We start from the raw sequence: 21,665 nt of genomic DNA on the forward strand, positions 1-21,665 counted from the left end.
GACACACCGCCATCGCGAGCAGGCTCACTCCTACAGGAGATCTATGACGTGCACAAAATGTGCATACGCCCCGGCCAAAACTGTAGGAGTGAGCCCGCTCGCGATGACGCCAAATCAGCCACCATCATCGCCACCTGACACCCCCAAAACCTACATCGCCAAACGTTCTGGCATGAGCAACTTCAGCTTTTTCACTAACCAGTTATCGAACCTGCTGAGCAACACCAACAAACGTGATTTAATACCCGCCTTTCACATTTCCGGGACAGGGAAGCGGTACTTTCGCGGCCAAAAGTCGCCCGCCATCCACCCCCATAACCCTTAAGTATTTCTCGCATAAGGCTGTCATGGACACGGGCTCACGACTCAAATTAGTACGCGAAAGCTACAAAATGTCCCAGCGCGAGCTGGCCCGGCGTAGCGGCGTCACCAATGCCACCATCTCCCTGATCGAACAGAATCGCGTCAGTCCCTCCGTCAGCTCCCTCAAAAAACTGCTCGAAGGCATACCGATGTCTTTGGCGGACTTCTTCACCTTCGACCAACCGCCGCGCGAGCATCAATACGTGTTTCGGGCTAATGAACAGCCGGATCTTGGCCGTCATGGGCTGCGATTGCTGCTGATTGGCGCGCCCGTGCCGAGCCGGCAGATGCGCTTTTTGCGCGAGCAGTACGCGCCGGGGGCGAGTTCGGGGGAAGAGCCGATTGTGCATTCGGAAGGGGAGGAGTGTGGGTTGGTTACGCGGGGGACGGTTGAGTTGACGGTTGATGGGCAGATCAGTGTGCTGAATGCTGGCGACGGGTATTACTTTCCGACGACGCTGCCGCATCGGTTTCGGAATATTGGGGCGGATGAGGCGGAAATCATCAGCGCCAACACCCCGGCTAACTTCTGATATCAAAAAGGATACCCTGTAGCCGCTGTCGAAGGCTGCGTTCGCTGCCACCACCCATGCCCAATGGACGCACCTGCTTCAGGGTTTGATCAAAGCAAATGGACTTCACCTCATGACTACACCCCGCATCCGAGCCCTCGCACTCTGCATCTTCCATCACGATGGCAAGATACTGGTCAACGAAGCACTCGACCCCGTTACTGGAAAGCCATTCTTGCGCCCAATCGGTGGCGGAATCGAGTTTGGCGAAACCAGCGCCCAAGCCGTACTACGTGAAGTCGATGAAGAACTCGGTTTATCCGTTACCGATGTTCGCCTGCTCGGCACACTCGAAAACATCTTCACGTATGCCGGTACGCCCGGGCACGAAATCGTGCAGGTCTACGATGCGAAATTCGTGGATGCCAGCGTCTATGAGCTGCCTCACCTGGATGCTCAAGAAAGCGATGGCGCTGCCTTTGTTGCGAAGTGGCTGGCGCTCGACAGTATTACTGGCGAAACGCCGCTGGTTCCTGCTGGGCTATTCGAGTTGCTGAAGAAAGTCGCACTGCTGGACTGATGCTCGGTCATTAGAAATGGCGCTGTTTAACGTATTGATCGCCAAGGATGCGATTACCTTTCAAGGAGCGAAAATGACATTGACTGCCGACGAGTTGGTCAGCATCGCGATGACCAATCCAGTAAACGCTGAAATCACCTCGCGCTTGCCTTCACTGGGTTTGAACCAATGCATGCTCACGGCCGGCTGCCTTTTTCAGGCCGTCTGGAATCATCAGTCGAACCTGCCGCCAGCGTGGGGGATCAAGGATTACGACGTTTTCTATTTCGATGAGGATTTGTCCTGGGCGGCCGAGAATGAGGTCATCAACTCGGCTCAGCACCTCTTTCAGGATCTCGGAGTTAGCGTCGAAATCAGGAACCAGGCTCGTGTCCACCTTTGGTACAGCCAGCGATTCGGCGGATCTTATCCTCGGCTTCAGTCGACTACCGACGGCATTGATCGCTACCTGATCGCCGGCACGTGTATCGGGCTGGATATCGAAACGGGTGAGGTCTATGCACCCAACGGTCTGGCCGACACGGAGCAGGGGATTCTTCGTATCAACCCGAAAACTCCCCAGCCGGATTTATTCGAACAGAAAGCGAAGAGTTATCAGGCACGCTGGCCTTGGCTCAGGATTCATTCGAACGGGTTCATGATTTAGCTTTTTGTTAAAAGGTGACGGATCTATTTGATACATAGATCTGGTACTTTTTTTCATGTTGTCCTGTCAGGTGTAGGCCAGCAATCGTCCGCAGAGCACCACGCTGATCCATAACATAATCGAAAATATCGCCTGGATTTTTGCTATTCCAGGCGCCGCGGTGTCGGTGTTCCACCGGTCTACTGAACGGAACACACCAACATGAAAAAGAGCCGCATTGAGCCCCGCAATACCGATCAAGCACAGCTTCAGAATAAAAACGCCGTTGGATGCGAAGTCGTGCGGATGGGCTGAAAACATCATCAGCCCCGCCGGGACGATCAACAGCAGGGCCGCGACTCCCCATCTCAGGAGGTGGCGAGCCAGTGCCGTCACGGGAAGACCTTTCGACAGCCCGAGAACCCGCAGATCGAACATGACGACCGAGCCGACAAGCACCACGAAGCCAAGGATGTGAACCACCTCGACGATCGGATACAGCCATAACTCGCTTCGCATGGCCGACCCGAGTGGCGAGTCACCCACATAGTCCAGCCAGCCGTCCAGACCCGATCCACCGCTGGTGCTGGTTGTCTGCATCAGCGTAACTCAGTGGTTTTGTTGTCGACCGTGATGCGTTCTGCGCGCAGTTCATCGGGGTTGTTGCGATTTTGATAGCCCACCACCGTAGCCCGCTTGCCGACACTCAGCATTTCCCTGGAAAGACCGCGGTTTTCCATGCGCGATGGCGGCGCAAGCACGACGCTCCAAGTCTTGTCGTCGGTCTTCAGGCGAATGAACCCGTGCGGGTGGGAATAACCGGACTCCTCGATCGTTCCGTCCAGCTGCAAGGCTTTGCTCGAGTCGTACTCACTCCAGCCGTGATGAGCGAACACCGCCGATGCCACCAGTAACGATGAGAATCCAAGAGCCCCAAGCAAGCGCTTCATGATGCGATCTCCTGTTACGGATCATTGATGACCGTCAGCCCGTTCTGATCAGGAACAGGTCAAACCAGAGAGTCTATAAAAATAGTACAAATTCGTGAGGTGGGGAGGCAGGGACGGCTTCGCCGTCCAGCGGGAGCAAGCTCCCTCGCCACGGAGGCTGGTTTCTAGGTAAAAAGTAAAAGCGTAAAAGGGGACGCATTTATTTCCCCATCAAAATTGACAACCCCGTTCATCCAAAACACTATCGCCCCATGACCTACATCCCCCGCTTGAACATGATGTGCACCTCCATGACCGCCGCTGGCGGGCCGTGAGGTCACGCGTTCACCGGAATTGACGTAGTTACCCAAAGCCCCGCCAGAGATGGACGGGGCTTTTTAGTTCTCCGTCCACCGATGGCTAAAGGAGAATGAAATGTTCGAGATCAGACGCGCTCAGCCAAGCGATGCCCAAATGGCATTCGATATTCGTCTTCAAGCGATACGGCACCAATGCATCGGCGCCTATACCGCAGAACAGATGCTTGCCTGGACGGCAGGCGCGGCCAAGGACGGTTACAGCGACCTGATGGACAAACACTTTTACCTGGGCTGTATTCAGGGTGAGCCGGTGGCGACTGGAATGCTTGATCTGGAGAACAGCGAAATCGGCGCGATCTTTGTGCTGCCGGGTTTCATGCAACAAGGCATCGGCTTGAAGATGCTCAGCCATCTGGAATGCCTGGCGCGGGAGTTGGGCCTGAAGGCGGTCAATCTGGACGCTACGTTGAACGCGGCTGATTTTTACCGGCGCTGCGGTTTCGTGGGTGACGAACCTGCTATTTACCATTCACCTTCAGGGCTCCAGTTGGCGTGTGTGCCAATGGTGAAGGGACTTTTACTTTGATTGGGGAAGGCGGGCAGGGGTAAAAACAGGTTATGAAAAACCCGCAGTGATGCGGGTTTTATGTGGCTGAAGAATAGGCTCAAGACTCGCTCTGTGAGCCGGGCTTCATGGCTTCGTGGCTTCACATTGTTTGCGCAGGTCGCTGTTGCTGATAATCGAGCAGCTACGGTCATCTTGTGTTGCATAGCAATAGTTGCGCTGGTCACTGTCGCTGATGAGGGCGCAACTACGGCCGTCAGTTTCCGCGTAGCAGGTATTGCGCAAGTCAGCGTTATTGATAATCGCGCAGCTACGGCCATCTTGTTTTGCATAGCAATAGTTGCGCTGGTCACTGTCGCTGATGAGGGCGCAACTACGACCGTCGGTTTCCGCGTAGCAGGTATTGCGCAAGTCAGCGTTGTTGATAATCGCGCAGCTGCCGCCACTTTGTTTGGCATTACAGTAGTTACGTTGGTCACTGTCATCGATGTTGGCACAACCCGCATAGGCATACCCGCTAAGCATCAACAGCACAGCAATGATTAGTCTCATTACACGCGTCCATGGTTTGCCAGGAATCAGCCTGACTCTGGTAGCCCCACTGACAAGATGTCGTGGTGCGCCATCATATCGACATCATTTTGTAGTAAAGTTCCAGGCAGAAAAGGCAAGAAAAAAGGTGACAGGAAAAAGGTGATAGAACTATTTGAATAAATAGACCTGTCGCCTTTTCCAATAATGGAGAGGCAAAGATGACTGGACAGGTTTTGAAATCGAAGTTGGTGAATTTTCTGGTCGCCGATGCCGAGGTGAATTACGACAACGTGGACGATTTATATTCCATGGCTGAGGCTGGCAATGTGGACGCGTTGGGCGATGTGCTGGAGGCCTTCAAGGAAGCATACGGAGGACTTTGGGTTGGCGGAAAGATGGAGCTGACCCAATCGATGGTTCGTTAGAGTGCCAATGCCATGAACCGCCTCGTTCAGGGCGGGACGCTGGATATTGAACTTCCACTGGCATTCATCCGAAAGGTCACTATTGAAGGCGGGTTCATGACGAAGATCATCCGTCTGGATACCGGTGCTGGCAGCGTTAAATTCCGGTGTTTTGGTGCGAAGGACATCGCCGCGCTGATAGAGAAGACAATCCTCTCGCCAACTCGACAGGCCTGAACAACACAAAAAACCCGCAACTCAGTGCGGGTTTTTTTACGACTCAACGTTGATCACTGGCCCTTGGGCGCATCAAACCCACGCTGCTCAATCACCCGGAACACATCGCTCACATCCTGGATCATGATCCGGGCGATGTTGGTGACGGTGTTTATGTCGTGTTCGGCGTAGTCGGGGAGGCTGGTGCAGGCCATGAGGTTGAGGTATTTGAGGACCGCGTTGAGGCGTTCGCTGAGGCAGTTGTGGAGTTCGCGCAGCGGGGCGTCGTAGTCGATGAGCAGGACGGGGTAGTCGGTGGCGAGTTGGGACATGGGGGTGAAACGGCGGGGAGGGTTTTGGGTTGACATGATTTAGTCCTAAAAAAAATGAATCAAAGTCGTCATAACCAATTCACAGACGGAAACCGGCCGTGTCATGTCTGACGGTATTGGTGATCTTCTTTTAGGGCTGCGAATCCCATCGCGACGGCTGTCAGCGACGGGGCGAACTATAAGGGGCGACTTGGATGTCTGCAAATGGGGTTGTAGGACGAGAGCTAGGGTATTTGTAGCTGCTAAAACGAACCTCCGTTCAATTGCGTGGCACTCGCATCGTCAGCGGTTGTTTAGTGTCCGGTAGACCTTGCGTGCCGGATTTGCGGCTGCTGCGCAACCGAACGCAGGCTTCGCCAGCGGCTACGGGATGTGGGCATGTTTAAAATTTTGGCGGGGTTTGGGGCGGCTTCGTCGCCCAGCGGGAGCAAGCTCCCTCGCCACAGTGGGTGGTTTCCTACACGATTTTCGGATATGAAATATCAAAAGATTGCCAAAGCCCGCAAAAGCGGGCCTTGGTTTTTGCGTGTCAGGTCTTACGCCTGACGGGCGGCTAATGCCGAGTAGCTGTTCATCAGGTTGCGATAGTTCGGGATGCGCTGGGACAGCAAGTTACCCAAGCCTTCGATGTCGTTGCGCCAGTCGCCCTGCAACTCGCAGGCGACCGAGAACCAGTTCATCATTTGCGCACCGGCTTGCGTCATGCGGTTCCACGCAGCCTGTTGCACGGTGGTGTTGAAGGTGCCGGAAGAATCCGTGACCACGAATACTTCAAACCCTTCAGCCAGGGCCGACAGCGTCGGGAAGGTCACGCACACGTCGGTCACGACACCGGCAATGATCAGCTGTTTGCGGCCGGTCGCCTTGATCGCCTTGACGAAGTCTTCGTTGTCCCAGGCGTTGATCTGACCAGGACGGGCAATGTAGGGCGCGTCCGGAAACATTTCCTTGAGCTCCGGGACCAGCGGACCATTGGGACCTTGTTCGAAACTGGTGGTCAGGATGGTCGGCAGTTCGAAGAATTTGGCGACGTCAGCCAGGGCCAGCACATTGTTTTTGAACTCGTTCGGCGAGAAGTCTTGCACCAGCGAGATCAGACCGGTCTGGTGGTCGATCATCAGGACTACGGCGTCGTCTTTGTTCAGGCGGTTGTAAGTGGCTTTGCTCATGATGAAATCCTTTCTCGGGAGGGGGAAGTGGCTTCGTTCAACATGGGCTCAGATTAATGATCTACAGGAAAGGGAAAAAGAGGGTGAAAACGGTTTGACTGTCAACTCGGAAAGGACAATCGAGGCCCCGCCCGGGCGAAACCGGACATTCACCGCAGCCCCATTCAGGCAAACGCATCCTCGATAAAGGCCTCCAACGCCTTGTCTTCCAATATCTCGATGGAGAAGTGCCCGAAGCGCTTTGGCAGCCAGATGATGCGAGTCCCGGACGGAGATTGCAGGTTCGCGCGGGCGAGTGGTTTTCCATTCTCGTCTTCTGGCTGAACACCTGCGGCTATCAATTCGTCATAGGCCTTCTCGATGTCCGGTGTGGAGTAGCAGTGGCGGTAAATCATGCCTTCGCCCGCGCAATCCAGAAGCGCCTTCAGGTTCCCCGCCAGCGGTTGAACCAGCATGAATCGCTCCTGACCGATCAACGCAATCGCGTAGCGCACGTGTAGGCCACCGCGTTCCCAGACAAGGGTTTTAGAGATCCTGGCTTGCAGTATCTGTGCGTAGTAAGTACAGGCTTCTTCGAGGTTCTTGACCAGTACATCGACGTGACTGAACTTCAGCTCCATTGCGTTCCTCCTGTTGAACCGGTGTTCATGGTAACGACCGCTGCCTCAGCATTAGAAGAATTTTCGTGTGGCTGTTTCGTGGACGAACAGTTGAACCATGAGCTGTCCAACGGATCAGGATAATCAGCAGTTCTTTTTTCCATAAGAGGATCCCACCATGCATGAATGGACCCTGGATTACCTGTTCAACGGCGAACCCCGCACACACCTGTTCGAACTGGAGCAGCCTCAGTTACCCGTCCATGAGGCAGCGATGCACTTGCTCCAGCTGCATTATGGGGACGGTGAGAACAGCCTGATCATGCCCACCGCGGACGCGACGCCGGCGCAGATTCTGGAGCAGGCTGGGTGGGTGGGACTGACACAGATTACGGTCGTGAATCAACCCGGTTGATGCCAGGTACAGCGACGAGTACGGTCGATCTCCGTCGACGGGCGCGTGGCTAACTCTCACGACGGGCATCGGTCTGCTCGCCTGAGCACGGCGCTGAGGAAACGCTGTCCGTATAAGCCGACGCCAAGCCCCGATACGATGAGAACGACTGCAACGATTTTGTTGAATGACAGGGGCTCATTGAAAATCATGACTGAACCCAGCAGTCCGAATACCGGCACCAATAACGATAACGGCGCGACGGTAGACACTGGGTATCGTTTCAGGAGTGAATTCCACACCCAGTAGCCGAACAGGGTGTTGGGGTAGACCTGGAACAGGATCGACAGGACGGCACGGTAGTCGAGTTGATTCACCAATGCGCTGTAACCCGTCGAGCCGTTGACCGCGTAATCAAGCGCGAAAAGAGGGATGGGCGAAAACGCACTGGACCACACCAGGAAAGCAAAGACCTGAGTGGTCCTGGCTTTTTTGTTGATTACGTTGGCCGCACTCCAGGCCACCGCGCCCAGCAGCACCAGGATCAGCCCGGCCGTCGTCACTGTCCCGTCAACAATCGAGATGATGCTCAACAAGCCACAGAAGGCGATGCCCATGCCCGCCAGTTGGTAGCGGGAAATGGTTTCCTTGAATACCCATGAGCCCAGCAGGATCGTGAAAAACGCGCTGAACTGAAGCACCAGCGAAGCGATGCCTGCGGAGAGGCCCGACTTGATGCCAAGGTTGACAACGCCCCAGAGTCCTATGCCGAAGACCAGGCCGTAACCAATGATGTAGCGCCACTGCACATCAGGTTTCGGAATGAAAAAGATCGCTGGAAGTGCGCAAAGCGTGAAGCGAATGCCGGCAAGAATCAGCGGGTCAATGGTGGTGAGGCCCAGTTTGATCACTGAAAAATTCACACCCCAAATGGCCGTAATCGAGATGGCGAGTAGCAGGTGTCTGGCTTTCATGTTGATCGTCCTTGATTGGTCGGTGATAGATGACTCGTAAAAACCCAAAGCGCCAAAGCAGCAGCGCTGATTAATGTGCCCAGCAGGCTCACAGCCGTCCAGCCCCAGCGCGCATAAACCTGGGTCGCGGCGACCGCCCCCAGCGCACTGCCGACCGAGTAGAAGCACATGTAGGCGCCGACCATGCGACTCTGGGCGTCGGGTCGTGCGGCAAAAACAAGGCTCTGGTTGGTAACGTGTACGGCTTGCACCGCGAAGTCGAGCAAGATCACACCGCAGACCAGCGCGATCAGGGACGTCTGGGCAAAACTGATGGGCAACCAGGAAAGCGTCAGGAGCCCCAGCGAAAGGCCGGTCACCCGTTGTCCCAAACCTCGATCGGCCCACTGGCCGGCTCTTCTGGCAGCCAGGGCACCGGCGACGCCTGCCAAGCCAAACAGGCCGATGGCCGTGTGTGAAAGCGACAGTGGCGGAGCGCTCAGCGGCAGCACCATGGAGGTCCACAGCACGGAAAAAGCGGCAAAGATCAACAAGGCCAACAGGCCCCTGATCCGCAAAACCGGTTCGGTCATGAACAGCTTGAAGAGCGACCGGATCAGCGCGGGGTAGGTGTCTTGATTACGTGGCAACGCCGTGGCGGGCACCACTTTCCACAGGACCGCCGCGAGGGTCAGCATCAATCCTGAGGACACGAAATAGACGGCGCGCCAGCCCGCTAGATCTGCAATCAGCCCAGAGATAAACCGCGCCAGCAGAATGCCCAGGACAACTCCGCTCGTTATGGTCCCAACGGCCTGCCCGCGTTGTGAGGGCGTTGCGAGCGCGGCGGCATAGGCGACAAGCACCTGAACCACCACGGCGAGTAAGCCCATCACAATCATGGCGCCCAAAAGTGCCAGCCACTGCTGTGAAGCGCCGACGGCCGCCAGCGCAAGGGCAGACAGCATCACTTGAGTCAAAATCAGCCGTTTACGGTTGACCCTGTCGCCCAGCGGTACGATGAACAGCAACCCCAGCGCGTATCCAGCCTGAGTGGCCGTCACCACGACCCCGATCAATCCTGAGGTGACGCCAAAACTCTCAGCCATGGAAGCGAGCAAAGGTTGGGCAAAGTAAACATTGGCGACGGCCAGCGCGCAGGTGACAGAAAACAATAACGTGAGTGACGGAGAAAGCCCCGAAGAAGGGTCAGTCCTACTGTTTTCTCCGGTTTCCGCAGGCGGCAATCCTGCAGGCTGCCCGGTGCTACGTTTGGCTATTGTGTCGGCATCTGCTGTCATGAACGCCTCCATGGCGTTAAGCTGGTTGCAATTAACAACTGGATTCGATTATTGCTGAATCAAGTTTCAAATTGCAACCAGCTTGGTCGGCAGACTTGGCAACCGTTATCCAAAAGGTCAATACGATGGTCGAAGGCACTTCACCGCAAAGCAGCGAATGCCCGGTAGCAAGAACACTTGAGGTTATTGGGGATCGCTGGTCGCTCATGATCCTTCGCGACGCATTTGACGACATTCGCCGGTTCAGCGAATTTCAGAAGAGCTTGGGCGTGGCCAAAAATATTCTGGCCTCACGACTGAAAGCGTTGGTTGAAGTCGGGGTCTTCGACGTTCGACCGGCGTCAGATGGCAGCGCCTACAAGGAGTACGTCCTGACGGACAAAGGACGTGAGATCTTTCCAGTGGTGATCAGCATGAGGCAATGGGGCGAACGTTTCCTGTTCGAGCCGCAGGAGACGCGTTCTGTGCTGTTGGACAACGCGTCCGGCCAGACCCTGATGCCGATGGATGTTCGTTCATCAAGCGGACAAAAACTGGGACCCTCAGACTGCCACCGGGTGAGACTTGTCGACGGCGAGTCGTGAATCGACAGCGGTCGAGTTGGCCACTCGGAGTTCGTCATCAGCGGTTATTGCGCAAGATGGAAAAATTCAACGCCGCCGCCACACAAAGCCACACAAGGTAGGGGAACAGGATCAAGCCTGTGATCACATCTAGCCGCATCGCCATCACCACCATGGCTGCGACCACCAGCCAAAGCAGCGTCAGGATCACCATACCGGCGAAAAGGCGGTGCGCGCCGAAGAACACCGGTGTCCACAGCGTATTCAGGGCAATCTGCGCCGCCCATAACGCCAGCACCACCTGGCTTCCAGGTATCAGGGACAACCGGTACCCGGCCCAGGCGAGCAGCAGATAGATAATCGACCAGGCGACTGGAAACAGCCAGTTGGGTGGCGTGAAGCTCGGTTTGACGAGTGATTCGTACCACTGGCCCGGTTTGAAAAGAAGGCCTGTACTGGCCGCAGCACCGCAGGCTAAAAGAAAAATCAGAAAAGTCATCATCAGTCCTTGGTTGAGGTCCGCTGTGTGGGGGGGGCAAAACCCTGTCGGCCGTTCATGCCGCTAGGCGCCCGGTACGCCAGGCACATCCATGTTGATCTTGCGCCAGACGGCTTCGGACAAGCTGTACACCGAAAAGGCGATCAACCCCAGGGCCATCACCATCAAGATGACGCCGCCGGCCGGTAGATTCTGCAGCGCATCGAGGGCCTCCTTCATGCCGGGCGGATCCATGGCTTTATAGCGGGAGCCGCTGATGATCAGCAGCAGCGCGATCTCGATAAAGACGATGCCCCGGGCGATCAGGCCGAACCGAGACACTGGGCGGACGTAGCGCATGACGTCTTCGTCCGCTTCAAAATATTTCTCGAACGACGACTTCCAGCCCTTGATGATGTGAGCGATGCCTACGCCAAGAGGGATGAGTGCGACGAGGTACACCAATACATTTGAGTGTTCCCAGGACAACAGATTCGCCAGCAAATCCTTGGTTTGCCCACCGCCGGATTTGCCCGAGCTTTGGATGCCGCTGATGAGTAAGCCCAGCGCAAAAAACGCCAGCGCGCCGTTGACCAAACCTCCTGCAAACAGTCCTGCCCGAATGACCAGCCCCTTCATATTGTTACCGTGATGATCGACGTCGCGCAGGGCTTGCAACACTCGCCAACAGGCGAAGGCGAGCAGGCCTGCCACCACTAATCCGACTAAAACGTAACCGAAAGGCTGGCTTAACACGGCCTCTAGGCTCCGGTGACTGTCCTTTGGTTTTGTCGAGTCTTGAGCCGCCAGCAGCGCGAAGATGCCAATGATCAGGTAAAGAACGCCTCGAGCGGCATATCCGCCCCGAGCGAGTACGACAAGGCTATGGTGCGCAGACATGGGATCTGATTCCAGAGAGGTACTAATCAGCAGACCTTTCAGGTTGGGAGGGGTTCGATTGAAGGTGGAGTTTGATCCGTCATCTGGTGGTGGGTGTCGCTTGAAGCAAAGGGCGTCTAGTCCAGTCAAAAAACCATGGGCCACCCCCATCCGAATCACCGGATCAAGGTGGCCCATTCCAGGCCTCATGGATTTAACGTTTGCATCACTTCACATCGAACCGATCCAGGTTCATCACCTTGGTCCACGCCGCCACGAAGTCTTTCACGAACTTCTCTTTAGCATCACTGCTCGCGTAAACCTCAGCCAGCGCCCTCAATTGCGCATGAGAGCCAAAGACCAGATCAACTCGCGTGCCGGTCCACTTCACTTCACCGGTTTTGCGATCGCGTGCTTCAAACGCCTCGTTAGCCTCCGAGGTCGGTTTCCATTCCACCCCCATGTCCAGCAGGTTCTTGAAGAAGTCGTTGGTCAACGCCTCTGGCTGCTGGGTGAACACGCCGTGTTTTGATTGCCCGACGGTGGTGTTCAACACGCGAAGGCCACCCACAAGCGCGGTCATTTCTGGCGCGGTCAATGTCAGCTGTTGCGCCTTGTCGATCAACAGATGCTCGGCCGACACGGTGTAGCGGGATTTGAGGTAGTTACGGAAGCCATCGGCGATGGGTTCGAGGAAACCGAAAGACTCGACATCCGTCTGCTCTTGCGAGGCGTCCATCCGCCCTGGTGTGAACGGCACCGTGACGCTGTGACCGGCATTTTTTGCCGCCTGTTCGACACCTGCATTACCCGCCAGCACGATCAGGTCGGCCAGCGAGATTTTCTTGCCGCTGTTGTTGAACTCGCTCTGGATGCTCTCGAGTTTCGCCAGCACATTCGCCAGTTGCTCAGGCTGGTTGGCTTGCCAGGATTTCTGCGGCGCCAGACGCAGGCGACCGCCGTTGGCGCCCCCACGTTTGTCGGAGCCACGGAAGGTGGACGCCGCCGCCCAAGCCGTCGATACCAGCTGCGAGACGCTCAGGCCCGAAGCAAGCACTTTGTTCTTGAGCGCTGCGACATCACTGTCGTTGACCAACGCGTGGTCGACTTCCGGGATCGGGTCCTGCCACAGCAGTTCTTCGCTGGGCATTTCTGGCCCAAGGTAGCGGGAGAGGGGGCCCATGTCGCGGTGGATCAGTTTGAACCAGGCACGGGCGAAGGCGTCGGCCAACTGATCCGGATTGGCCAGGAAACGCCGCGAGATCGGTTCGTAGATCGGGTCGAATCGCAGGGCCAGGTCCGACGTCAGCATGGTCGGATTACGCCGTTTGGACGGGTCGAAAGCATCCGGGATGGTACCGGCACCGGCGCCGTTTTTGGCGACCCACTGGTGCGCACCGGCCGGGCTTTTACTCAGTTCCCAGTCGAAGCCGAACAGGTTTTCCAGGTAGTTGTTGCTCCACCGGGTGGGCGTGGTGGTCCAGGTCACTTCCAGGCCGCTGGTGATGGTGTCCGGGCCTTTGCCGGTGCCGAAGCTGTTCTTCCAGCCAAAGCCCTGGGCTTCGAGGCCCGCCGCTTCGGGTTCGGCGCCGACGTTGTCGGCAGGTCCGGCGCCGTGGGTTTTGCCGAAGGCGTGGCCGCCGGCAATCAGCGCCACGGTTTCTTCGTCGTTCATTGCCATGCGGCCGAAGGTCTCACGGATGTCTAAGGCGGATCTGACCGGGTCTGGCTCGCCTTCCGGGCCTTCGGGGTTGACGTAGATCAGGCCCATTTGCACGGCGGCCAGCGGGTTTTCGAGGTTGCGGCCGTGCTCGGTACGGCTCTCCTCGTTTTTACCGGGTTCGGCGACGAGAGGGCCGTCACCGGGAGCTTCCACGGGAGCGTTTTCTTTGCCGTAGCGGGTGTCGCCGCCCAGCCATTTGTTTTCCGAGCCCCAGTAGACGTCTTCATCCGGTTCCCAGACGTCCGCACGGCCACCGGAAAAACCAAAGGTCTTGAAGCCCATGGACTCCAGCGCGACGTTGCCGGTGAGGACGATCAGGTCGGCCCAGGAGATTTTACGACCGTACTTTTGCTTGATCGGCCAGAGCAGCCGGCGCGCCTTGTCGAGGCTGACGTTATCCGGCCAGCTGTTGAGCGGTGCAAAGCGCTGCTGACCCGAGCCGGCACCGCCACGACCATCGCCCGTGCGGTACGTGCCGGCGGCGTGCCAGGCCATGCGTATGAACAGCGGCCCATAGTGACCGAAGTCCGCCGGCCACCAGTCTTGTGAATCGGTCATCAGCGCCGTCAGGTCGCGCTTGACCGCCTCAAAGTCCAGGGTCTTGAATGCTTCGGTGTAGTTGAAACCCTCATCCGTGGGGTCGGAAAGGGACGAGTGCTGGTGCAGGATCTTCAGATTCAGTTGGTTCGGCCACCAATCGCGGTTCGTCGTGCCACCGCCAGCGGCGTGATTGAACGGGCATTTCGATTCATTTGCCATGTGTGAGCTACCTTTGGTCGTGTTTCATCCGGCTATCGGCCCGGGGTGGGCGTGAGATAGCAACGAGCGAACTCAATGACATAGGCTGCAGGACCCACAGTTGGATCAACTGATTGTCTGGACCACACGGGATTCTGTACTGCGGCGGTGGCCCACGGATGGCCTAGTCAAGCTTCGGACTCATTCCTGTCTCCTTATCAGCACTAAACCGGCCAGCTTGTTCCGCCAGCGCTGGATACAGGTTAGACCCCACTCGGGAAGTCAGCTAATAGGTGGAGTATTGGGGAGTGATAGGCAGAGTCTTTTACGGATGTCGCGGGGAGGCCCGCGTCTATCTGGAGCATAGACGCGGGTTTGCAGGCTTGAGCGGTTACTTTCGAACGTTCTGGTACAGCATCAACCGTGAGGTTTCATGCATGGCCCGGGTCAGCGCTGACAGGCGTTTGAACTCTTCAGGGTTTTTCTCGGCAACGTTGTCCCGTGGTGTCATCGAGGCCAGGTCGTGAAGGGTCGGCGAGCTGCCGTCGTGCTCCATCTGCACCATGTAGTGTTGAGTTACGCCGGCAATCAGCGGGAACGTGCCCTCACGCAACACCAGTGGCACCACGCGCTCGCCCTCGGGCGCGGGCTGCTGGATATCACGGCCCATGCCGCTGTTGCGAAACTCAAGACCGGCCATCCCCGCCACGGTAGGCAGCAAGTCCACCAGGCCGACCGCTTCCTTGACCTCGCGCGTTCCGATCAGGCCTGGTGCGTGGATGATCATCGGCACCGCGTTGCTTTCCAGGCCCAGTTGCTCGTAGGCCGGAGCCAGGAACGGGATCTGCGCGATCCGGGTGTTGTGGTCACCAAACATCACGAAGATGGTGTTTTCGTACCAACCGCCGGCCTTGGCGATTTCCATCAAGCGGCCGAGGTTGAAGTCCAGCAGGCGCACGGCGTTGTACTGCTCGACACTGCGCGATCCAGCGGCCTGTACTTCGGCCAGGGTAGGGTGCTTGACCTCGAAGCCGTCATTGCTTTTTGGAATCGTGAACGGGCGGTGATTGCCGGCCGTCTGCACATAGGCAAAGAACGGTTTGTCCTTGGGCAGTGCTTGCAGGATCTGGTCGGTTTCCTTGAACAGGTCCAGATCGGAAATACCCCAGACATCCACCACCGGCGATTTCCAGTCCCGCTCTTCGAACAAACGCACGCCGTCGATGCTCTGGCGGATCAGGGCATTCATATTGGCCCAGCCGGAGTTGCCGCCGATGGTGTAGATCTTCTCGTAACCGGTGAACGCATTGATCAGCGTGTTTTGCTGGGTGATCAGCGGATTACGCGTCGCGGTTTCCTGGCGAGTGACATCAGGCACCCCGCTGATGCTGGCCCAGACGGTTTTCGCGGTCCCCGTCACTGGCACGTAGAAGTGCTCGAAGAACCAGCTCTGGGTGGCCAGCCGATCGAGATTGGGCGTCGGATTGATCGGGTTTCCATAAGCGCCGACGGCACTGGTGCCCAGCGATTCAAGCATGATGAACATCACGTTCGGGGGACGCGAGCCCGGGATCTTATACGGTTGGGGCGCCTGGTGCCGCACGAAATCAAGGGTCTGCGGGTCGGGCTTGTCGACGCCCAGGTAGTTGGCCATGACCGCGTAATGTTCGCGCACCTGCGCCTCGTCATAACGCGACTGCCCGACTTTGCCCGTATCGTAGAGAAACAGCACCGGGTTCAGGCCCAGCGCGGCGATTTGGTTATTACCCGAGAAGAACGCATCGCTCCAGCGCAACGGAACGGGGTTTTCAAGGTTCATGTTTTCGACACGACCCAAAATGCCCAGCAGCACCAAGACGACCATCAACGCACCGCCCCACGTCGCGGAGAGCTTGCGAATGGCCTTGCGAGGGCGGTCCAGCGTGACGCGTTCCAGACGCACCAGGGCCAGTGTCACCAGCGCGACCGTCGCCAGCCAACCCAGTGAAATCCAGATCACCGGGTAAGTCTGCCAAACCATGTCGCGGGAGATCTGCGCATCCTCGATGAAGCGCAGCACGGTGGCGTTGATCCTCACGCCCAAGTAGGCGTAATGGCCAAAGTCGATGATGTAGATCAGCAACAGCACGCTCAGGGCTGCGATCAGGTAGACGCGTGCGATGCGGCGCAGCAGACGGCTGCCGAGCAGGTTCCAGCGAGGGATCCAGGCCAGCAACGCCAACGGCAACATCGTCAGAATAGCCAGGCGCAGATCGAAACTGAAGCCGATGCTCAGGGTTTCCCAGACGCTCTTTGTGTCGATCAGGGCTTTGGGTTCGAACCCGGAAAAGCCGAAGAAGAACACCACCCTCAGCAGTGCAAACAGCACAAACGCAATCGCTGTAGCGCCTAGCCAATAATGTAAACGTCTCGAGTGCAGCCAACCCATCCCTGTTCCCCTGTTAAAAAGTCGTTAAATCTCAAACGGATTTGAATTCGTCGGCCACCGCACCACGCCGCTTGCTTGAGCGGCGATACGTCCAGCGCAGGGAAAGCGTCAGCAGTGCCCCGCAGCAGTACAGACCCAGCAGCGGATCAACCAGGTAATCCCAATAGTTTTGCGAAGGTTTGATCCCGGCGATGAAGGCCAGGGTTGCGCTGGCCAGCATCAAGACGGCCAGGCCATTGCGCAGGTAAAACAGGCCCAGCGTAAGCACGGCGAAGAAAATCAACATGGGGCGCGGGCTGTAGCCTAACCGATAGGGGTCCACATCACTCATGCCCAGAGTGGCCGGGTACAACACCACGGCCATCGCGGCGAAGAGGATCAATACGCCGGTCTTGCCCCGTGCCGGTGGCAGCATCTTCAGCCGACGCAAGCAGCCCCACGCCATGAACACCAGGGTGGTAATCGCAAGGTCATCAATGTAGCTGCGCAAATAGGCGGCCAACGACAACCCGTCCAGCGAGATGAAGCTGACGGCCAGCAACGCGGCCAGCAGTGCGATCCGCCAGGTCCTGGGCAGGCCGAACGAAGGCAGCACCAGAAAGATGATCATTGCGAAGCTGACATGGGCTTGCCACAGGCTGATCATTTGAGACGCTCGTTAAGCCATGCATCGTTAAAGGTAACGTGCTTGATGAAGGTGTTGTTCCAGGAATAAACCAAGTGATACATGCCGTCAGGACTGCGGATGAAGTAGGGGTATTCGTATTCGAATTCACATTCCTGGTTTTTACAGACACGGTTGTCGAGGTTATCCAGGAACTCCGCTTCCAGTGATTGGCGGTGTGCGCCGCTGGACCCGCAGAATTCTCTGCCAATGATCTCCTTGTAGGCTTCGGGAGAAAATGGCGCGCCCAGTGGATCCGGGGATTTGTCCAGGTCCCGCAACGAGCGCCAATCGTCCATTTTGGCGTCGGTTCCATACAGGCTCAGCTTGAAGCGCCCCTCACGCAGGTCGTTGAGCGCCACCAGCAACCCGTGTTCGGGTGTTGCGACGGCGGCCAGCGAGGAATTCGGATTCGAGGGGTCGAGCGGATAAGGCTCGCTCCAGGTTTGCCCGGCGTCTTCAGTGCGGGTCGCCAGAACACGGTGGTGGGTGTTGCCGGCATAACGCAGCAAGGCGATGCCGCGCTGGCCGTCCAGCGGCACCACCGTGGGTTGCAATGAATTCATGCCGTGGCTGATGCGGAATTTATCGATCACATCGCCGTCTGCGCTCAGGTAGAGGTACTCGGCAAACTTGCCCAGGAACTCGTGATAGACCGGCAGGCCGATGGAACCGTCGGCATGAAACACCGGTGCCGACCGGACCAGGGTGCTGATGTTCAGAAAGGGCGAGGTGATCAGTTGGCGCGGAGCGGACCAATGTTCACCGAAGTCGTCGGACACCATCACATTGACCGCGCTTCCGGCCCAGCCACCCATGGACACGGACACGTAGAACAACCACACCCGATTATCCGGCGCGAGGGCCACCACCGGGTTGCCCAGCTTGCGAATGTATTTTCGAGTGCCCTGTTGGGTCGAATCCCGCGTCGCCAGGACCTTTTCCGCCCCCCATTCGCCGGTTTTCGAGTCGAACCGGGCGGAGCGCACCTGCACATCGGCTGCGCCTTCTCGGGAGCCGGCGAACCAGACCGTCATCAGACTGCCGTCGGGCAGTGCGGTGACCGCTGAGGAATGCACGAAATCCACCAGCCCGGAGGAGGCGAAACGGCTGGTATAGATGGGCTTGGCCACTTTTCCGGCCACTGCCATCACGGGACTGATCTGGGCAAAGGAAGAGTGCGTATTGGCAGGATTGATGATCCACGCGGTCGCAAACAGGCAGGACAGTAGAAGGTAAGCACAGAAGGCAGGAAAACTAGGAAGATTGATGCGCATGACTACGTTGGCATCTCGGGCCCGATAAGGCGCCCAACGTACCACTCGTTAGTACAGGATCGGGTTTTATGACTGGCTAAATTGTAAGCAGGTATTTGTAGCGTGTGTCCATGTCGAGGCGCGGAGTTTGATTGGGTATCTGAAACTGCCGGACTAGAGGGTTTGAGGCGGGCTGTAAGACATTTTGCCGTTGGTCGCAAAGGCCGGGGCTGTCACTGTCGAGTCATTGGGGTGTGGGTTGTTTGTTTGGGCCTCTTCGCGGGCAAGCCACGCTCCCACAGGACTTGCGTCGTTCACATGAGGAGTGATCGACAAAATCCCCCTGTGGGAGCGTGGCTTGCCCGCGAATACGGCAGCACAGACACAGAAGCTTTCAGACCAGAACCCACCTGGAACCTAGTGCTGTCTGTACGTCTTTAGGGTGAAGGCATTCCCTGCCGGGCTTTTACCCTCAAGCGTTATCTCATTGTCCTTGATCATCAGGATTTTGAGTTCGTCGGAAGCGCCGGACGCTAAGCCGTCGCTAAAGGTAGGCATGGAAGGCCCGGCAAACTTGGCAACCAGCGAGGGGGCAATGGCTGTGCCGTTGATTACGTAAGACTTGGGAATCGATTTCATGTCAGCCAATGTGAACGAAAGCAGGCTGGAGTCGGCCGTCCAGCGACCGATGAAGCGGGGGTTGTTGGGGTTGGCTTCGTGAAACGTGGCGCTTGCGGCCCTGGTGACAGTTCTAAGCGGCATTGCAACGATTTACGCCACTAGCCCGACGACGCCCGAAAGAGCTGGCTACCTGGCCGCGCTGATCAACTGTCGCTACATCGCCAATGCCTTGTGGAGTGCCGCGCAAACGCTTGAGCTGCTTGACGAAAACTCAGTCAGCATCGCGATGCGCCTCGTCATTGGTGGCGTCGCATTTAAGAACCTGCCTTTGGTCGGTGTACCTGAACCGCATTCACGATGGATTGATCCATTCTGAAAGAACTTTCGAGGGGCGCTGCCATGCACTCGTTTGCCAATCTGCTGACTCCGGCGCAAGAGCAAAAGCTGCGTGCGCTCAACGCCTGGCATCTCGTCCTTGAGGACTTGAAGCTGCGCATGGAGTGTCCCGATGCCTATCACGAAGAACTGATTCGTCAGTCTGACGAGATGGATCGCCTGGGAATCGTGAGTTGGCAGGAATGGCGGGACCTCAGGGTGGAGGCCGATCAAGCGTATCTGCGAGCCATCGCGGGTGAGGATTATCACCGAGCGCTTGAAAAGGGTGAGCGCCTGATTTATTCGGGCTCTACTCGCATGAACAAAACCATCAGTGCCACAGATCTGACCACGCGGGAGAATCGGCAACATTCAGCGCGCCAGTGAAAACCGCCAGGCGTCCGAGAAACGCTTGGCGGCGTTCGATGGGGTAGGGCCCAAAACCATTGAAATTTTCATGGGTGATGCGGGGCCGTGCTGTGTTGAAACACTCGTGTGGGCGCTCAAAACATGCACACCGCACCTTGGAACACTACCCGCCCAAACTGTGCATTGGCGTCCAGCGGCGTGACGGCCAGCAACTGATCCAGACGGATGTCCTGCGGGCCGTCAGCCGTTTCAAGGCAGAGAAACTCTTCCTTGTCGCTGGAGGTCCGCGTCGTCAGCGCTTTGGCGACCAGGCGTGTGCCGTCGTTCAGCTCGATATCCAGTCGATAACCGCGCAGGCAGGCGATCTCCAGGTAGTCGTGCAGATCGCAGTTCAAAGGCTGATACGCGTTCATTTCGTTACTCCTGGCAACCTTGCAGTTTGATGATGAAGTGACCTTGCTTGCTGATCGCCTCAGCGACGACCGGATTGCTCGGTTCAACGTGGCAGAACCGGCATTCATTCTGGGAAATATCTTCGTCCTGAACGCCCTGTTCATCAAGGAAGCGGCGGGCATAGGACTTCGCCAGTTCAGGGTCGTGGCTGTCGATCAATACATCGAAATGCAAGTAGCGGCCGTCTTTGGTACGCACGTGGGTATCGAACACTTTGACGCTCATGATTTGCTCTCCTTCAGGTTTCCAGATGTCAGGGGTGGGTTTGTTTCGAATCGATACCAAGCCTACGACAAGGCCGCTTTTTGTCAATATGGTTTTTATTCGATACTATTTATCGCCCCTGTCGATTATGGAATTTGCCGTGTTGTTCGATCTGCTGGAAAGACTGTCGAGCCTGACGCGCGTCTGGTTTCGCGAGCACCCGAAACTGACGGATCTGCAGCCGATTCAATTAAGCGCGCTGATGTATCTGGGCCGCTGCAATCGTTACTCCAACACGCCATTGGCGGTCACCGAGTACCTGGGACTGACCAAGGGCACCGTGTCGCAATCGCTCAAGGCGCTGGAATCCAATGGGCTGCTGATAAAGACTCCGGACGCCAAAGACAAACGCAGCGTGCACCTGGAATTGACCGCGCTGGCCAGAGCCCTGCTGGACGACGTACTGCCGCCGGAGTTTCTGGTCGCTGCCGCCAAGCGCATGGGCGCTCGTTCAGAGGATCTGGAAGGGCTGCTGCTGGAGTTGTTGAGGACTATTCAACAAGGGGAAAATGTACCGGGTTTCGGGCTTTGCCGATCTTGTCGCTTCCATCAGACAGTGGCTGGCGGGGCCTTTTGTGGGCTGACTCAGGAACCCCTGGAGTCCGGCGAAATCGGTTTGATTTGCAGGGAGCATCAAGTGCCCGAAGGCGTGCTCGATTGAAACCAGTCCAGAATTTCGACCATCACAAGGATCCCCCATGGGTTTAAGCAAACGCGATCAGGCACGCATCGAGCGTCGTTTGGTGGCCACCCTGACAGAAGCGTGTGAAACGGCCAAAGCGCAAATCGTCGGATTCGAATGGCTGACCCACGAAGTCGATTACCACGATTTTCCTTCCAGCCTGAGGGTGATTTGGGTCTTCGATACGCAGGCGAATAAGGATCAGGCGCTGGCCAGCGGGCAGGGCGAGCGTATGGTCGAACTGACGGCTACAGCGTTAAGCGAAGCGGATGTTCACGTCAGGTCGGTCCCAGCCCTCGTGCAGTTTGATTCTGAAGAGCAATGCCAGCGCGCCAATGGCGGCAATTGGCAGCAACGTCTGGCGCGCAAGCGCTAG

General features: G+C 57.1%; 27 protein-coding genes and 2 pseudogenes. 13 read left to right on the plus strand and 16 right to left on the minus strand.

The window, feature by feature from the left end; genetic code table 11:
- Positions 1-347: 347 nt before the first annotated feature.
- The 3 genes from ACA068_RS12675 to ACA068_RS12685 all read left to right on the plus strand — a co-directional run bounded on the left by ACA068_RS12675 (position 348) and on the right by ACA068_RS12685 (position 2,101).
- Positions 348-896: a cupin domain-containing protein gene (locus ACA068_RS12675; protein ID WP_497310133.1), complete on the plus strand. Its 549-nt coding sequence runs from the start codon at positions 348-350 to the stop codon at positions 894-896.
- A 112-nt stretch (positions 897-1,008) separates the two neighbouring features.
- Positions 1,009-1,455: an NUDIX hydrolase gene (locus tag ACA068_RS12680; RefSeq protein ID WP_497310134.1), complete on the plus strand. Its 447-nt coding sequence runs from the start codon at positions 1,009-1,011 to the stop codon at positions 1,453-1,455.
- A gap of 73 nt (positions 1,456-1,528) precedes the next feature.
- Positions 1,529-2,101, plus strand: coding sequence for a nucleotidyltransferase family protein (locus tag ACA068_RS12685; RefSeq protein WP_497310580.1), 573 nt, complete (start codon positions 1,529-1,531; stop codon positions 2,099-2,101).
- Between the two features lie 66 nt (positions 2,102-2,167).
- Here ACA068_RS12685 and ACA068_RS12690 read toward each other — a convergent pair whose 3' ends face one another.
- Both ACA068_RS12690 and ACA068_RS12695 read right to left on the minus strand, forming a co-directional pair.
- Positions 2,168-2,680: a DUF6644 family protein gene (locus ACA068_RS12690; RefSeq protein WP_497310135.1), complete on the minus strand. Its 513-nt coding sequence runs from the start codon at positions 2,678-2,680 to the stop codon at positions 2,168-2,170.
- Complete coding sequence (locus ACA068_RS12695) at positions 2,680-3,030, minus strand: DUF6152 family protein (RefSeq protein ID WP_497310136.1); 351 nt, start codon at positions 3,028-3,030, stop codon at positions 2,680-2,682. Before ACA068_RS12695 ends, ACA068_RS12690 begins: the two co-directional genes overlap by 1 nt.
- A gap of 414 nt (positions 3,031-3,444) precedes the next feature.
- On the opposite strand from ACA068_RS12695, the gene ACA068_RS12700 reads away from it, so the two are divergent.
- Complete coding sequence (locus ACA068_RS12700) at positions 3,445-3,915, plus strand: GNAT family N-acetyltransferase (protein ID WP_497310137.1); 471 nt, start codon at positions 3,445-3,447, stop codon at positions 3,913-3,915.
- A gap of 105 nt (positions 3,916-4,020) precedes the next feature.
- Here ACA068_RS12700 and ACA068_RS12705 read toward each other — a convergent pair whose 3' ends face one another.
- On the minus strand, positions 4,021-4,446 hold the full coding sequence (locus ACA068_RS12705) for a hypothetical protein (RefSeq protein WP_497310138.1): 426 nt from the start codon (positions 4,444-4,446) through the stop codon (positions 4,021-4,023).
- A gap of 200 nt (positions 4,447-4,646) precedes the next feature.
- Between ACA068_RS12705 and ACA068_RS12710 the strand changes: the two genes are divergently transcribed.
- Entirely contained in the window at positions 4,647-4,853 is a 207-nt protein-coding gene (locus ACA068_RS12710; protein WP_497310139.1) for a hypothetical protein, read from the plus strand.
- A 12-nt stretch (positions 4,854-4,865) separates the two neighbouring features.
- Positions 4,866-5,069, plus strand: a complete 204-nt coding sequence (locus ACA068_RS12715) for a hypothetical protein (RefSeq protein ID WP_497310140.1) — start codon at positions 4,866-4,868, stop codon at positions 5,067-5,069.
- A gap of 53 nt (positions 5,070-5,122) precedes the next feature.
- Here ACA068_RS12715 and ACA068_RS12720 read toward each other — a convergent pair whose 3' ends face one another.
- From ACA068_RS12720 to ACA068_RS12730, 3 genes are all read right to left on the minus strand, one after another.
- A complete protein-coding gene (locus ACA068_RS12720; RefSeq protein WP_497310141.1) occupies positions 5,123-5,416 on the minus strand; it encodes a fructose-bisphosphate aldolase in 294 nt (97 codons plus the stop codon).
- A 500-nt stretch (positions 5,417-5,916) separates the two neighbouring features.
- Positions 5,917-6,549 carry an isochorismate family cysteine hydrolase YcaC gene (gene ycaC, locus ACA068_RS12725; RefSeq protein WP_219094879.1) on the minus strand — a complete coding sequence of 211 codons (633 nt, stop codon included), beginning with the start codon at positions 6,547-6,549 and terminating at the stop codon, positions 5,917-5,919.
- A gap of 164 nt (positions 6,550-6,713) precedes the next feature.
- Positions 6,714-7,169 carry a VOC family protein gene (locus ACA068_RS12730; protein ID WP_497310142.1) on the minus strand — a complete coding sequence of 152 codons (456 nt, stop codon included), beginning with the start codon at positions 7,167-7,169 and terminating at the stop codon, positions 6,714-6,716.
- A gap of 157 nt (positions 7,170-7,326) precedes the next feature.
- Here ACA068_RS12730 and ACA068_RS12735 point away from each other — a divergent pair, with 157 nt between their 5' ends.
- Positions 7,327-7,563, plus strand: a complete 237-nt coding sequence (locus tag ACA068_RS12735) for a hypothetical protein (RefSeq protein ID WP_497310143.1) — start codon at positions 7,327-7,329, stop codon at positions 7,561-7,563.
- A gap of 56 nt (positions 7,564-7,619) precedes the next feature.
- Here ACA068_RS12735 and ACA068_RS12740 read toward each other — a convergent pair whose 3' ends face one another.
- A complete protein-coding gene (locus ACA068_RS12740) occupies positions 7,620-8,516 on the minus strand; it encodes an EamA family transporter (protein ID WP_497310144.1) in 897 nt (298 codons plus the stop codon).
- A complete protein-coding gene (locus tag ACA068_RS12745) occupies positions 8,513-9,796 on the minus strand; it encodes an MFS transporter (protein WP_497310145.1) in 1,284 nt (427 codons plus the stop codon). Before ACA068_RS12745 ends, ACA068_RS12740 begins: the two co-directional genes overlap by 4 nt.
- Before the next feature lie 125 nt (positions 9,797-9,921).
- Between ACA068_RS12745 and ACA068_RS12750 the strand changes: the two genes are divergently transcribed.
- The gene (locus ACA068_RS12750) at positions 9,922-10,380 is read left to right on the plus strand and encodes a winged helix-turn-helix transcriptional regulator (RefSeq protein ID WP_497310581.1); all 459 of its coding nucleotides are present in this window, start codon (positions 9,922-9,924) and stop codon (positions 10,378-10,380) included.
- A 37-nt stretch (positions 10,381-10,417) separates the two neighbouring features.
- On the opposite strand, the gene tspO is transcribed toward ACA068_RS12750, so the two are convergent.
- The 6 genes from tspO to ACA068_RS12780 all read right to left on the minus strand — a co-directional run bounded on the left by tspO (position 10,418) and on the right by ACA068_RS12780 (position 18,546).
- Positions 10,418-10,858: a tryptophan-rich sensory protein TspO gene (tspO, locus tag ACA068_RS12755; protein WP_497310146.1), complete on the minus strand. Its 441-nt coding sequence runs from the start codon at positions 10,856-10,858 to the stop codon at positions 10,418-10,420.
- A 63-nt stretch (positions 10,859-10,921) separates the two neighbouring features.
- Positions 10,922-11,737, minus strand: a complete 816-nt coding sequence (locus ACA068_RS12760) for a DUF1206 domain-containing protein (protein ID WP_497310583.1) — start codon at positions 11,735-11,737, stop codon at positions 10,922-10,924.
- A 205-nt stretch (positions 11,738-11,942) separates the two neighbouring features.
- Entirely contained in the window at positions 11,943-14,198 is a 2,256-nt protein-coding gene (katG, locus tag ACA068_RS12765) for a catalase/peroxidase HPI (protein WP_497310147.1), read from the minus strand.
- Positions 14,199-14,568: 370 nt separating this feature from the next.
- A complete protein-coding gene (locus tag ACA068_RS12770) occupies positions 14,569-16,605 on the minus strand; it encodes an LTA synthase family protein (RefSeq protein ID WP_497310148.1) in 2,037 nt (678 codons plus the stop codon).
- A gap of 31 nt (positions 16,606-16,636) precedes the next feature.
- Positions 16,637-17,251, minus strand: a complete 615-nt coding sequence (locus tag ACA068_RS12775) for a hypothetical protein (protein ID WP_497310149.1) — start codon at positions 17,249-17,251, stop codon at positions 16,637-16,639.
- On the minus strand, positions 17,248-18,546 hold the full coding sequence (locus tag ACA068_RS12780; protein ID WP_497310150.1) for a sialidase family protein: 1,299 nt from the start codon (positions 18,544-18,546) through the stop codon (positions 17,248-17,250). Before ACA068_RS12780 ends, ACA068_RS12775 begins: the two co-directional genes overlap by 4 nt.
- Positions 18,547-19,249: 703 nt before the next feature.
- Here ACA068_RS12780 and ACA068_RS12785 point away from each other — a divergent pair.
- From ACA068_RS12785 to ACA068_RS12795, 3 genes and pseudogenes are all read left to right on the plus strand, one after another.
- Positions 19,250-19,522, plus strand: coding sequence for a hypothetical protein (locus tag ACA068_RS12785; RefSeq protein ID WP_497310151.1), 273 nt, complete (start codon positions 19,250-19,252; stop codon positions 19,520-19,522).
- Between the two features lie 23 nt (positions 19,523-19,545).
- Positions 19,546-19,791: pseudogene (locus ACA068_RS12790) on the plus strand (hypothetical protein); the annotation flags it as partial.
- A gap of 85 nt (positions 19,792-19,876) precedes the next feature.
- Positions 19,877-20,092, plus strand: a pseudogene (locus tag ACA068_RS12795) (hypothetical protein); the annotation flags it as partial.
- Here ACA068_RS12795 and ACA068_RS12800 read toward each other — a convergent pair.
- Both ACA068_RS12800 and ACA068_RS12805 read right to left on the minus strand, forming a co-directional pair.
- Positions 20,025-20,303 (minus strand): Rho-binding antiterminator, encoded by a 279-nt coding sequence (locus tag ACA068_RS12800; protein ID WP_497310152.1) that lies wholly within the window; start codon positions 20,301-20,303, stop codon positions 20,025-20,027. The pseudogene ACA068_RS12795 and the gene ACA068_RS12800 overlap by 68 nt on opposite strands.
- 4 nt (positions 20,304-20,307) lie before the next feature.
- On the minus strand, positions 20,308-20,568 hold the full coding sequence (locus tag ACA068_RS12805; protein ID WP_497310153.1) for a DUF2024 family protein: 261 nt from the start codon (positions 20,566-20,568) through the stop codon (positions 20,308-20,310).
- Positions 20,569-20,695: 127 nt separating this feature from the next.
- Here ACA068_RS12805 and ACA068_RS12810 point away from each other — a divergent pair, with 127 nt between their 5' ends.
- On the plus strand, positions 20,696-21,268 hold the full coding sequence (locus ACA068_RS12810) for a MarR family winged helix-turn-helix transcriptional regulator (protein WP_497310584.1): 573 nt from the start codon (positions 20,696-20,698) through the stop codon (positions 21,266-21,268).
- 37 nt (positions 21,269-21,305) lie between these two features.
- Entirely contained in the window at positions 21,306-21,665 is a 360-nt protein-coding gene (locus ACA068_RS12815; protein ID WP_497310154.1) for a hypothetical protein, read from the plus strand.

This window comes from Pseudomonas sp. LBUM1660, from assembly GCF_059695935.1.

Bases quoted from the DNA above. Each gene is read 5' to 3' on its own strand.
- ACA068_RS12675 (WP_497310133.1), top strand. From the start codon at position 348: ATGGACACGGGCTCACGACTCAAATTAGTACGCGAAAGCTACAAAATG.
- ACA068_RS12680 (WP_497310134.1), top strand. From the start codon at position 1,009: ATGACTACACCCCGCATCCGAGCCCTCGCACTCTGCATCTTCCATCAC.
- ACA068_RS12685 (WP_497310580.1), top strand. From the start codon at position 1,529: ATGACATTGACTGCCGACGAGTTGGTCAGCATCGCGATGACCAATCCA.
- ACA068_RS12690 (WP_497310135.1), bottom strand. From the start codon at position 2,680: ATGCAGACAACCAGCACCAGCGGTGGATCGGGTCTGGACGGCTGGCTG.
- ACA068_RS12695 (WP_497310136.1), bottom strand. From the start codon at position 3,030: ATGAAGCGCTTGCTTGGGGCTCTTGGATTCTCATCGTTACTGGTGGCA.
- ACA068_RS12700 (WP_497310137.1), top strand. From the start codon at position 3,445: ATGTTCGAGATCAGACGCGCTCAGCCAAGCGATGCCCAAATGGCATTC.
- ACA068_RS12705 (WP_497310138.1), bottom strand. From the start codon at position 4,446: ATGAGACTAATCATTGCTGTGCTGTTGATGCTTAGCGGGTATGCCTAT.
- ACA068_RS12710 (WP_497310139.1), top strand. From the start codon at position 4,647: ATGACTGGACAGGTTTTGAAATCGAAGTTGGTGAATTTTCTGGTCGCC.
- ACA068_RS12715 (WP_497310140.1), top strand. From the start codon at position 4,866: ATGAACCGCCTCGTTCAGGGCGGGACGCTGGATATTGAACTTCCACTG.
- ACA068_RS12720 (WP_497310141.1), bottom strand. From the start codon at position 5,416: ATGTCAACCCAAAACCCTCCCCGCCGTTTCACCCCCATGTCCCAACTC.
- ycaC (WP_219094879.1), bottom strand. From the start codon at position 6,549: ATGAGCAAAGCCACTTACAACCGCCTGAACAAAGACGACGCCGTAGTC.
- ACA068_RS12730 (WP_497310142.1), bottom strand. From the start codon at position 7,169: ATGGAGCTGAAGTTCAGTCACGTCGATGTACTGGTCAAGAACCTCGAA.
- ACA068_RS12735 (WP_497310143.1), top strand. From the start codon at position 7,327: ATGCATGAATGGACCCTGGATTACCTGTTCAACGGCGAACCCCGCACA.
- ACA068_RS12740 (WP_497310144.1), bottom strand. From the start codon at position 8,516: ATGAAAGCCAGACACCTGCTACTCGCCATCTCGATTACGGCCATTTGG.
- ACA068_RS12745 (WP_497310145.1), bottom strand. From the start codon at position 9,796: ATGACAGCAGATGCCGACACAATAGCCAAACGTAGCACCGGGCAGCCT.
- ACA068_RS12750 (WP_497310581.1), top strand. From the start codon at position 9,922: ATGGTCGAAGGCACTTCACCGCAAAGCAGCGAATGCCCGGTAGCAAGA.
- tspO (WP_497310146.1), bottom strand. From the start codon at position 10,858: ATGACTTTTCTGATTTTTCTTTTAGCCTGCGGTGCTGCGGCCAGTACA.
- ACA068_RS12760 (WP_497310583.1), bottom strand. From the start codon at position 11,737: ATGTCTGCGCACCATAGCCTTGTCGTACTCGCTCGGGGCGGATATGCC.
- katG (WP_497310147.1), bottom strand. From the start codon at position 14,198: ATGGCAAATGAATCGAAATGCCCGTTCAATCACGCCGCTGGCGGTGGC.
- ACA068_RS12770 (WP_497310148.1), bottom strand. From the start codon at position 16,605: ATGGGTTGGCTGCACTCGAGACGTTTACATTATTGGCTAGGCGCTACA.
- ACA068_RS12775 (WP_497310149.1), bottom strand. From the start codon at position 17,251: ATGATCAGCCTGTGGCAAGCCCATGTCAGCTTCGCAATGATCATCTTT.
- ACA068_RS12780 (WP_497310150.1), bottom strand. From the start codon at position 18,546: ATGCGCATCAATCTTCCTAGTTTTCCTGCCTTCTGTGCTTACCTTCTA.
- ACA068_RS12800 (WP_497310152.1), bottom strand. From the start codon at position 20,303: ATGAACGCGTATCAGCCTTTGAACTGCGATCTGCACGACTACCTGGAG.
- ACA068_RS12805 (WP_497310153.1), bottom strand. From the start codon at position 20,568: ATGAGCGTCAAAGTGTTCGATACCCACGTGCGTACCAAAGACGGCCGC.
- ACA068_RS12810 (WP_497310584.1), top strand. From the start codon at position 20,696: ATGGAATTTGCCGTGTTGTTCGATCTGCTGGAAAGACTGTCGAGCCTG.
- ACA068_RS12815 (WP_497310154.1), top strand. From the start codon at position 21,306: ATGGGTTTAAGCAAACGCGATCAGGCACGCATCGAGCGTCGTTTGGTG.